Here is a 7,514-nt window from a genome sequence, read left to right on the forward strand (position 1 = left end):
TTCTAACTTCATCAAGAGGCGGGTTAATTCACTTAATTGGTCACCATTGACCCTGAGCAGATAACCCGCCTTTATTATGGCAACTTCCCACTTCCCTATTTATGACTTTTATCTCCACCGATTACGCTATCTTCCTGTTTTGTGTCTTCCTGATTTATTGGCTAACACCCTGGCGCAAAGGCAGATTAATCATACTATTAGCAGCCAGTTTAATATTTTATGCCTCCCTACAAATTCAATATATCCCCCTGCTGTTACTGTGCATTTTCTTTAACTTTGGTTTAGCCCTCTCTATCGGTGAGCCTTTAGAAGACTGGCAAATTGCCAATAGTTCCTTCAACCGTCGCCGCCTGATTTTATTGTGGATTGGAATTACCATCAACCTCCTACTATTACTAGGCTTTAAATATATTCCTTTTCTGCTCAATATCATTGGCGGCATCTTCAATAATAATCAGATTCAAGATGCAGCGGTTTGGGTAAGTTCCTATATTGTACCACCTTTAGGATTGAGTTTTTTCTGCTTTGAAATAATCGCCTATTTAATAGATGTATATAGAGGCGCACCCCCCACCAATTCTTTACTAGAATTTACCAGCTATAAATTCTTATTCCCCAAATTCATTGCCGGCCCAATTACCCGCTATCATCATCTCAAAAATCAATTCCAAACCCTGCAATTTCCCACACCAGAAAAAATCACAGATGGTTTATGGTTGCTGGCTATGGGCGCAGTCAAAAAAGGAATTTTTGCCGATCGCATTGGTATTTTCGTAGACCTAAGTTTTGAAAACTTACAACGGGCTGGAAGTGGCGACTTATGGCTGGCTACAGTGGCTTATGGTTTACAGCTTTATTTAGATTTTACCGGCTATGTAGACCTAGCCAGAGGTACAGCATTACTACTAGGATTAAACTTACCAGAAAATTTTGATGCTCCCTATTTTACCACCAGTATCGCCGATTTTTGGCGACGATGGCATATCACCCTAGGGGACTGGCTGCGAAATTATCTATATTTTCCCCTAGGAGGGTCAAGGGTGGGACTCACGCGCACCTGTCTCAACTTACTAATTGTCATGTTAATTGCGGGAATTTGGCACGGCGCAGCCTGGGGGTTTATTTTATGGGGGGTATTACACGGGGTAGCTTTAGTCATTCACCGACTGACAGACACCCTATCTAAACAGTTATCAATAGAGTGGATTTGGCTAACTTTTCCAGGTATAATTATCAGTTGGTTTATCACCCAATTAATGGTTTTTTGGACTTGGATTTTCTTCAGACTTCCTGACTTAAAGGATTCATTTTGGGTAGTGCAAAACCTTTGGGGCACCCGCGCCGACATTCAATTTGCCCACCTAGTTTATGTGGAGGCTTTAGGAGTTGAAAGAATTGATTTAGCCAGGATTCTAGTTGGGGTAATCATAGCCATGGCGATCGCCACCGCATTTCGACGGGGTTTAAAAGTACAACTCAACTGGCCGATTAAGTTAATTTTAGTTCCCCTGTGCTTTTTCGCGGTCTTATTATTAGCCCCAGAAGGTGGTTTACCCTACATTTATTTTGACTTTTAAGCCCCCAAAATCCCCCCCAGTGATACCCCAACCACATCGCCAGAAATTAGGAATCTTGATTAAGTTTTAAAACCGCCATAAAAGCCTCTTGGGGAACATCCACCGACCCCAAAGCCTTCATCCGTTTTTTACCCTTAGCCTGCTTCTGGAGTAATTTCTTTTTACGGCTAATATCACCGCCATAACACTTAGCTAAAACGTCCTTACGCAAAGCTGGTATATGTTCACTAGCGATCACCTTAGAACCGATCGCCGCTTGAATAGGGACCTTAAACTGATGGCGAGGAATCAACTCTTTGAGTTTTTCCGCCATTCCCCGTCCGACATTATAGGCTTTATCCCGATGAACAATCATCGCCAGGGAGTCTACAGTATCCTTATTAATCATAATATCCAGCTTAACCAAAGGATTCTCACGGTAGCCGACAAAATGATATTCCATACTGGCATATCCCCGCGATCGCGATTTCATTTGATCAAAAAAGTCCGTCACCACCTCAGCCAAAGGAACCTCATAAACCAAAGTTGTCCGCCCCATAGTCAGATATTTCATATCCAGAAAATCACCCCGCCGACCTTGGGCTAATTCCATCAAAGTACCCACAAAAGTCTCTGGGGTAATCATTTCTACCCGCACATAAGGTTCCTCTATTTTCTCGCGGTGATTAGGTTCGGGTAATTTACTCGGGTTATCAATCATCAGCACTTCCCCAGTATTAGTGGTCACCCTATAGACCACAGAAGGAGAAGTGACAATCAAATTTAGGTCATATTCTCGTTCCAATCTCTCTTGGACAATTTCCATGTGTAGTAACCCCAAGAAACCACACCGGAAACCAAACCCCATAGCACTAGACGTTTCAGGTTCGTATGACAAAGAAGCATCATTTAACTTGAGGCGATCGAGGGCTTCTCGTAAGTCGGGAAACTGGTCAGCATCAATAGGAAATAACCCACAAAATACCATGGGTTTAGCCTCTGTGTATCCAGGGAGAGGGTTATCCGCCTGATTTTTAGCCATAGTAATGGTATCACCAACCCGGGCATCTTCCACAGCCTTAATCGCCGCACCCAGATAGCCGACTTCCCCGGCGTGCAATTCATCAACAGGGGTTTGAGTGGGGGCTAATACTCCTAACTCATCAATTTCGTATTCTTTACCAGATGCCATTAAACGAATGCGATCGCCTTTTTTAACCGTCCCGTCCATGACCCGAAAATAGACAATCACCCCACGATAACTGTCATAATAGCTATCAAAAATCAACGCCCGCAGTTTCTCGGATACGGTATCCTTGGGAGGCGGAACTAATTTGACAATAGACTCCAAAATCTCCCCAATACCAATACCTTCCTTAGCAGAAGCGCGGATCGCATCGGAACAGTCTAAACCAATAATTTCCTCAATTTCCCCAGCGACCCGTTCAGGTTCAGCTCCAGGTAAATCAATTTTATTGAGGACTGGGATAATTTCTAAATCATTCTCCAAAGCTAAATAGACATTAGCCAAGGTTTGCGCTTCCACCCCTTGGGAAGCATCCACAACTAACAGCGCTCCCTCACAAGCAGCCAAAGAACGGGATACCTCATAGGAAAAGTCCACATGGCCAGGAGTATCGATCAGATTCAAAACATATTCCTGACCATCTTTGGCTGTATAATTCATCCGAGCGGCCTGGAGTTTGATGGTAATCCCCCGTTCCCGTTCAATATCCATGGAATCTAGGAACTGTTCCTTCATCTGGCGATCAGCGACAGTCCCGGTCTGCTGAAGTAGGCGATCGGCTAAGGTAGACTTACCATGATCAATATGAGCAATAATCGAAAAATTACGAATCCGAGTTACAGGAACGTTAGTCATAAGGGGTAACTTTTTAAAACCAGTCAGTGGGAGGATGGGTGCTTAACGTATTTTAACAAAAAATTGGCGACCGTAGCGATCGCACCCACAACTGATCAAACCAAAATCCGGTTATAGCCTTGTAGCGGACAAAATAAGCCCCCAAAATGCCATATACAGCATTTTCTGAGGCTCAAGTTTTTGGATAAACCATCTAAGGTTGTTTTTCCAGTTCCGATTTCATCTTTTCTAGGGTCATGTGCATTTGTTGGAACATCTGGTCAGGGGTAATCCCAAACTGGCCTAGTTGAGTTTTTAACTGTTCCATAGTCATCTGGGCCATGAAATCCTCAGACAGTTCAAACCGCTTCATAAAGATACGGTAACGATCCATCATCGATTCCATATTCTCAATAAACAGTTTTTTGCCCTCTCGGTCAAATTTCCCATAATCGCTTCCCAGTTGGATTAAAGACTGATAGTCCTCAAATAACTGTTTGGCTTCTTGCTGTACAATCTCAGATTCAAAGAAACTCATAATTGGTTAAATCTTTTATACAACAGGCGATCGCGATTCCTTAACCCAGGAATTGCTCCTATATTTTGTCTACAATTGTAACACCGAAATCTCGGCTACTGTACCCCCCAAGGGTCGCAATTGCCGTACCACTTCGGGCTATAATCCTTATAGACAAATTTTATCTTAGATCGGCCCTAATCGTTTCCAAGGCCAAAAACGCCAAGCCGCCCTACCAATAATGTTCTGTTGGGGTAAAAATCCCCAGATGTGGGAATCATTGCTATCGTTGCGGTTATCTCCCATGACAAAATACTGTTGGTCAGGTACCAAATTCGGTCCCCAATCATACTCAGGAGGTTCCGCGATATACTCTTCTGCGATCGGATCATTATCTAAATAAACCTTACCGCCGCGAATTTCCACCAGTTGACCTGGTTCACCAATAATACGCTTGATAAATGCTTGGTCTTTGGTGTAGCCTTGAACCCTTAACTGTCCAGGTGGCGTAAAAACAATAATATCCCCAAACTTGGGAGGACTGAATCTATATAAAACCTTTTCTACCACTAAGCGATCGCCAATTTCCAAAGTCGGGAACATTGAATCCGAGGGAATATAACGGGGTTCAGCCACAAAAATGCGGATTAGTAACGATAGACTCAAAGCCACCGCCAGAATCACCAAATTTTCCCGAAATTTCCCCCCTTTAGCGGTTGGAGCCGGGTCTTTGGGCTTGGTTTCCCCTTGTGGTTCCTGTTTTTGTTCCTGGGATCTCATTTTGGTTGATTCAATCCTCTGAGTTAGACAACTTAGGCGATTTGTGATGGTGAAAACGAATCCCTAGGAAAATATCATACATGAAACCCCAGAAGTCCTTGCCATTAAGCAATCCCAAGGTTTGGGGAGAGCCTTTGGCATCTAACAGAGGTTTAGTCGCTTCGTAGGCAGGTTTATATTTATACCAGGGAATTGACGGCCACAGATGATGGATCAAGTGGTAGTTTTGTCCCAAAATCAAAATATTGAGGAGCGCACTAGGATAAACCCTGGCATTTTTCCAGCGATTGCGTTCTTGAAAAGGACGATGGGGCAAATAGTCAAAGAATAAGCCCAAAGCCAGTCCTACCACTAAAGCCGGAGTAAACCAGAAGTTGAGAATATAGCCCAAAAAATCATAGTGAACCCCTAGGGCGACAATTACCACGACCACCATACGGCTTAAAAACCACTCCAGTAACTCATACTTGCGCCACAGTCGCCGCCGGAAGAAGAAAATCTCGTGATAAAAAAATCTGGCTGCAATTAACCACAACGGCCCCCCTGTGGAAACAAAATGATCAGGATCATTGTCTGGGTCATTAACATGGGCATGATGTTGGATATGGACCCGGGTAAAAACTGGAAAGGCAAAACCCAACATTAAAGCACTACCATGTCCCAGAATCGCATTCAGGGTGCGATCGCGGTGTGCAGAATTATGGGATGCGTCATGAATGACTGTCCCTGCTAGATGTAGGGCTAGTACATTACACAAAAAACAGAACCAATTAGGCCAGTGCCAGCACCAGTAACCTAGAGTAGAACTAATGACGATCGCAATAGCCCCTAAGAACATAAGGAGGGTTATATTTAAACCCCCTTCCGGGACTAGGAAATCCTTGGGAACCGTCAGCAGCTTCTGGCCCTCCGACATTATTGTTTGCACTCCTTAGAAGTTTGACACCTGAGTATTTTACGCGAGTCCTGAGCAACTGTAAATATTTGTAAACAAAATGAGTTGCCACCTTGCCTAAGAAAATATCACTACTTTACCTGAAGGAGGAAAAAAATTCCATGTTTACACAATTCAAGTTTGGTTGGCGTAAATTTTCCCCTATTTTCGGGGTGATCAGCTTATCCTTAGCCATGCCTCTGGTAATCAATCAGGGTGCGGCCACAGCTAGGCCCCTGTCCATAGGCGATCGCCATTTTAGTCCCTCCTGGTCCCAGATTACTGATCAACTCGGTCTTCCTAGGATTAATTTTCCCCAAAACCCACAACCAATCCCTACACAAACCTCTATTCCTCCCCAGCAAGAGGAGACAGTTCCCATTCCCCAGGTAGAAGTAGAAACAGAAACCGCCAATATTCCCCGGTTCCGCTGTGAAGTGGTCAACGGTCAATATACAGTTATGTATTATCCCGTCAGCCAACCAACTCAAGGCTTCCCCTGGGCGGTTCCTGGTGAAATGGGAGGTGGTTGGACTCCCCAACGTCGCTGTCAGGAAATTAGTAGCCGTCTGGAGTCCTATCGCCCTGATGGGTTGGTGGCTTTACAGACCGCTGTAGAAAATGGCCACAACACTGTTTGTGCTACTACGGAAGATATCCCTCAATGTCGGATTGTCCTGACGGTTCCGGCTGGCGAAAGTGCCGAAGTCGTGCGCGATCGCATTTTTCAGAATTTGTTAATTGCTGACAGCGGACAGAGTACCCAGGGAGTTTTGACTTTGGTCAATGAACGCTCAACCCTTGGTACACTGGAAGGCATCATTCCCAGGAGTTCGTCTAATCGTTCCCAAGGGATTCTGTTAAAACCTTTCCTAGACCCAGCAGACGGCGGCACTGGAAATCGCATGGATCGCCGTTTCTTCCGCTAATCTCCCCTTAAACCCCCAAATCCGGGGGTTTGGTGGTGGGTCAGGATTTGTCAACACCAAAAAACCGGAGCGAGGTCACGCGCCGTCTGTAGATAGCGGCGAGAAGATTGAGTATATTGGTCGGGCATTCATCCGCACCTGGCAAAAAGGATGGGGTATTCTGCCCGACATTTTCGATAAAATTTGGTGGTGGTAGAGCGATCGGCCACAGTATAATACTAGCGAATCCGATCTAAAGCCCGCATTCCTCCCCAACGCTCCACAATTTTGTCATCATAATCATCAGCAATTTCTAGCACCGCATTTACCGAAGATTCCAGTTCAATTTTGTCGCAGGTCGAACCCACAATGGTATGCTCGAACAGAACATCACCATTATCATCAATGCCAAAGGCTCCAAAGCGCATATTGCTGTTTTCCCGCAACAGAAACCGCATCAGGTCTGGGGTAAGTTCTGTTCCCGTCACCACATAGGAACGAGTGTTAATAATTGCCTCATCTTTTCCCCACGGAAAAACAAACACCTCCACCAGTGCTGACCCCATAAACAGGGCCAGTCCCGGCACATCCTGTCTGGCACAAGGAAATTTACCGTAAAGTTCCCTCATCCAAGTAGTAATTTTCTCATAACAGGCTTCCTGTATTGCACTCTCGAATTTCATCGGCTTCCCCCTTTCAGTATATTGATCATAGTTTTACCAAACACTTGTGCCAGAATGTCCTCACTACAACTTTTTTAGTGTTAGTGGGTATTAATGGCAACCAACAAATCATATCCCGACCAGGCAACCATGATCTGATACATTTACGCGACATTTTTCCGGTTGTTCCCGGACAATGCGACGATAGCACTATTACCGGTTAAGGTAACAGAGGCGGTATCCCGCAAAGCTTTTAGAAAGATTCCAAAAGCACCGTTCCAGTCCCTGGGTAGAGT

7 protein-coding genes are annotated in these 7,514 nt (G+C 44.7%); 2 read left to right on the forward strand and 5 right to left on the reverse strand.

From position 1 onward, the window contains the following. Nucleotides 1-101: 101 nt before the first annotated feature. Nucleotides 102-1,577 (forward strand): MBOAT family O-acyltransferase, encoded by a 1,476-nt coding sequence (locus tag ACTIE0_RS06445; RefSeq protein WP_006616477.1) that lies wholly within the window; start codon nt 102-104, stop codon nt 1,575-1,577. 46 nt (nt 1,578-1,623) lie between these two features. On the opposite strand, the gene lepA is transcribed toward ACTIE0_RS06445, so the two are convergent. From lepA to crtR, 4 genes are all read right to left on the reverse strand, one after another. After that, entirely contained in the window at nt 1,624-3,438 is a 1,815-nt protein-coding gene (lepA, locus tag ACTIE0_RS06450) for a translation elongation factor 4 (RefSeq protein WP_006622093.1), read from the reverse strand. 193 nt (nt 3,439-3,631) lie between these two features. Continuing rightward, on the reverse strand, nt 3,632-3,955 hold the full coding sequence (locus ACTIE0_RS06455; RefSeq protein WP_006618001.1) for a DUF1825 family protein: 324 nt from the start codon (nt 3,953-3,955) through the stop codon (nt 3,632-3,634). A 165-nt stretch (nt 3,956-4,120) separates the two neighbouring features. Continuing rightward, nucleotides 4,121-4,714, reverse strand: a complete 594-nt coding sequence (gene lepB / locus ACTIE0_RS06460; protein WP_006618002.1) for a signal peptidase I — start codon at nt 4,712-4,714, stop codon at nt 4,121-4,123. A 10-nt stretch (nt 4,715-4,724) separates the two neighbouring features. Continuing rightward, nucleotides 4,725-5,630 (reverse strand): beta-carotene hydroxylase, encoded by a 906-nt coding sequence (gene crtR, locus ACTIE0_RS06465; RefSeq protein ID WP_006618003.1) that lies wholly within the window; start codon nt 5,628-5,630, stop codon nt 4,725-4,727. 140 nt (nt 5,631-5,770) lie between these two features. Here crtR and ACTIE0_RS06470 point away from each other — a divergent pair, with 140 nt between their 5' ends. After that, entirely contained in the window at nt 5,771-6,577 is an 807-nt protein-coding gene (locus ACTIE0_RS06470) for a COP23 domain-containing protein (RefSeq protein WP_006622094.1), read from the forward strand. Nucleotides 6,578-6,795: 218 nt separating this feature from the next. Here the strand turns inward: ACTIE0_RS06470 and ACTIE0_RS06475 are convergent, their stop codons facing one another. Continuing rightward, nucleotides 6,796-7,239 carry a T3SS (YopN, CesT) and YbjN peptide-binding chaperone 1 gene (locus tag ACTIE0_RS06475; RefSeq protein WP_006622096.1) on the reverse strand — a complete coding sequence of 148 codons (444 nt, stop codon included), beginning with the start codon at nt 7,237-7,239 and terminating at the stop codon, nt 6,796-6,798. Between the last annotated feature and the right edge of the window lie 275 nt (nt 7,240-7,514).

Origin of the sequence: Limnospira sp. (assembly GCF_051859755.1) — a bacterium.
Taxonomy (GTDB): Bacteria; Cyanobacteriota; Cyanobacteriia; order Cyanobacteriales; family Microcoleaceae; genus Limnospira; species Limnospira fusiformis.

Excerpts from the sequence above, each read along its gene's own strand:
- lepA (WP_006622093.1), bottom strand. The coding sequence starts at position 3,438 with ATGACTAACGTTCCTGTAACTCGGATTCGTAATTTTTCGATTATTGCT.
- crtR (WP_006618003.1), bottom strand. The coding sequence starts at position 5,630 with ATGTCGGAGGGCCAGAAGCTGCTGACGGTTCCCAAGGATTTCCTAGTC.
- lepB (WP_006618002.1), bottom strand. The coding sequence starts at position 4,714 with ATGAGATCCCAGGAACAAAAACAGGAACCACAAGGGGAAACCAAGCCC.
- ACTIE0_RS06445 (WP_006616477.1), top strand. The coding sequence starts at position 102 with ATGACTTTTATCTCCACCGATTACGCTATCTTCCTGTTTTGTGTCTTC.
- ACTIE0_RS06455 (WP_006618001.1), bottom strand. The coding sequence starts at position 3,955 with ATGAGTTTCTTTGAATCTGAGATTGTACAGCAAGAAGCCAAACAGTTA.
- ACTIE0_RS06470 (WP_006622094.1), top strand. The coding sequence starts at position 5,771 with ATGTTTACACAATTCAAGTTTGGTTGGCGTAAATTTTCCCCTATTTTC.
- ACTIE0_RS06475 (WP_006622096.1), bottom strand. The coding sequence starts at position 7,239 with ATGAAATTCGAGAGTGCAATACAGGAAGCCTGTTATGAGAAAATTACT.